The following is a 2334-nucleotide window of genomic DNA, read 5'->3' as shown; positions in this document are numbered from 1 at the left end:
AAGGCCATGTCGATGTAGGCCCTTTTCGTGTCCATCTTTTTTACGATGATCTTGATCCCCTTTCTCTCGGGCTCGACGTGGCGCCCGGGAGGCGACAATGTTTCCGGTTTCAACCGGGACATGTGCTCCTCGATTGCCGGCCTGACCGCCTCGACGCTCACGTCACCCACGACGACGAGGAGCATGTTGTTGGGAACGTAGTATGTGCGAAAATAGGAGACGATCTCCTCACGGGTAATCCGGGAAAGGGTCTCGGGGAACCCTATGACCGGCCTCCCGTAAGGGTGCTTTTCGAAAAACTCGGAAAAGAGGTTCTTCGATACCATCCTTCCCGGGCTGTCCTGGTTCATCCGGTATTCCTCCATCACCACCTCTATCTCCTTTTTCAGCTCCACGGGATCGAAGACCGAGTTGGCGAGCGTATCGGCCAGCATCTCGATTGCCCGCTCCACGTACCGGGAGGGAATCGTGATGTGATACACGGTATGGTCAAAGGAGGTATAGGCATTTATCGCCCCGCCGAGAGATTCCACTTCCCGGGCCATCTCTCCCACGCCCCGCTTCTGTGTTCCCTTGAAGGCCATGTGTTCGAGCACGTGGGAAATCCCCGCGAACGAGGGGGGTTCCGTCGTGCTTCCCGCTTTCACCCAGACCTGCACGGAAGCGATGGGGGAAACAGGGTTTTCCTTGATCACCACCCCCATCCCGTTTGCGAGGGTAAACTGGCTCTCGGCGGCCAGCANNAACGATCCTTTTTCCATGATCGGCCTGTCATCGAGATAGATCACCCCCTCCTGCCGGAGGTCTTTGATCATGTCCCAGTGCAGGGCCGAGTCGTTCTTCCCCCCCGACTCCGCGTAGGATTTGCCGAGGGCGATGTGAATGGTCCCCCCGATCTTCTCGTCGAAGAGGATATCACGGGTGAACCGGTCGATCCCGTAATTGTAGCCGATCCCGAATTCGCCGGGAATTCTCGCTCCCCTGTCGGTGTCGAGAAGACGCAGCAACAGGTCCTCGTTTTTCTCGGCCTTCGCCTCCACCACCTTCCCCTTCTCGAAACGCAGCCGTATCCCCGACACTTCCCTTCCCCCGAATATGGCGGGGAAACCGTAGTATATCCTCCCCTCCACGGAGCCCTCAACGGGCGCGGTAAAGATCTCCCCATCGGGCATGTTGCTCTCGCCGGCGCAGACGATAGCCTTTCTGCCCCGTATGGAAAAAGAGATATCCGTTTCCTGCCCCACGATCCTCACCATGTCCGTTTTCTCGAGCACCTTCTTCAAGTATTGCAGGTCCCTTTTCATCTCCTTCCAGTCGACAAGGCAGGAACTGAAGAGAAAATCCTCGTACCGGGAAAGGGGCATCTCCGCCTCCTGGGCGAGTGCCCGCGTGGGATAGTTGACCAGGACCCAGCGCACCCTCTTCATGATGATGTCGGATACGGGCTTGTTCGCCCTCCGCACCCTCGCGATCTTCGCCGGCCCCACGTCGCTCAGCATCCGCGTGTTGGAGGGGGAGTGGATAAACAGCGCCGCATCGATCTTTTTCGCCGTGTAGAGCTTTACCGGAGAGAGGTAATCGAGCTGCGTCCCCGACGCCCTGCGATAGAATATCTCTCCCGCCTCATCGAAGAACACATCGACGAGAGGATGGCCCCCCTTTTTCACCACCTCCTCATAGGCCGCGAGCACGAGGGGCTTGGCGAGTTCGGTGCCCGAAATCTTCACCACGTCGCCCTTTTTCACCTTCAGCGAATAGCCGACGAGAAGAGCCGCCAGCTCTTTTACCCTGTCATCCATGATCACCTCTTTTTTCCCATCTCTCCTTTTCCAGCACCTGAAAGTATCTCACCGCACCCTCGATCTGCGACAGATCCGCCCTTTCCTCTTCCGACGCAATGAACTCGACCGTTATTTTCTCTTCTTTCCCGAAACCGGACGGCCGCGGCTTGACGTATACAGAGGGATATTTTACCTCAACTGCCTTCACGATTTCAGAGAGAAGAGACTCGTCGCCGAAGATGCTCCTTATCCTCTTCACCACCACGGCCCCTCCCCCGAAAAGAAGGGCCACATGGGGATACACGACCAGATCGAACATCGCCTTCATCTCCGCAGGCACTCCGGGGAGGCAGTAGAGGGTCGACTGGCCCACCTTCAGTTTTATCCCCGGCGCAACGCCGACGCTGTTTTCAAGGAGCGTGGCGCCTGATGGGACATTCGCCATTTTCTGCCGCTCGGGGGAGAGCTTCGCAAAGGGAACGAGCCCCTCCCTGAACAGCTCCTCGTATTTCCTCTTCACCATGTCGACCGCAGCGGGGTCGGGGAGCAGCGC

Annotated in this window: 2 protein-coding genes and 1 pseudogene (1 of these 3 only partly in view); all 3 read right to left on the bottom strand. The window is 57.8% G+C overall.

Annotated elements, in window-relative coordinates; all coding sequences use genetic code 11:
* On the bottom strand, nt 1-1799 hold a 1799-nt coding region (locus tag GTN70_12040), incomplete at its 3' end, for an aminopeptidase (protein NIO17686.1).
* Nucleotides 1792-2304: a hypothetical protein gene (locus tag GTN70_12035; protein ID NIO17685.1), complete on the bottom strand. Its 513-nt coding sequence runs from the start codon at nt 2302-2304 to the stop codon at nt 1792-1794. The genes GTN70_12035 and GTN70_12040, both read right to left, overlap by 8 nt.
* Nucleotides 2298-2334: pseudogene (locus GTN70_12030) on the bottom strand (hypothetical protein); it runs 224 nt beyond the window's last position. The gene GTN70_12035 and the pseudogene GTN70_12030 overlap by 7 nt, the downstream one beginning before the upstream one ends.

It is taken from the genome of Deltaproteobacteria bacterium, assembly GCA_011773515.1.
In the GTDB taxonomy this organism is placed as follows: domain Bacteria; phylum Desulfobacterota; class Deferrimicrobia; order J040; family J040; genus WVXK01.
This window is presented reverse-complemented; position numbering and strand designations above follow the sequence as displayed.

Bases quoted from the DNA above. Each gene is read 5' to 3' on its own strand.
- GTN70_12035 (NIO17685.1), bottom strand. From the start codon at position 2,304: ATGGTGAAGAGGAAATACGAGGAGCTGTTCAGGGAGGGGCTCGTTCCC.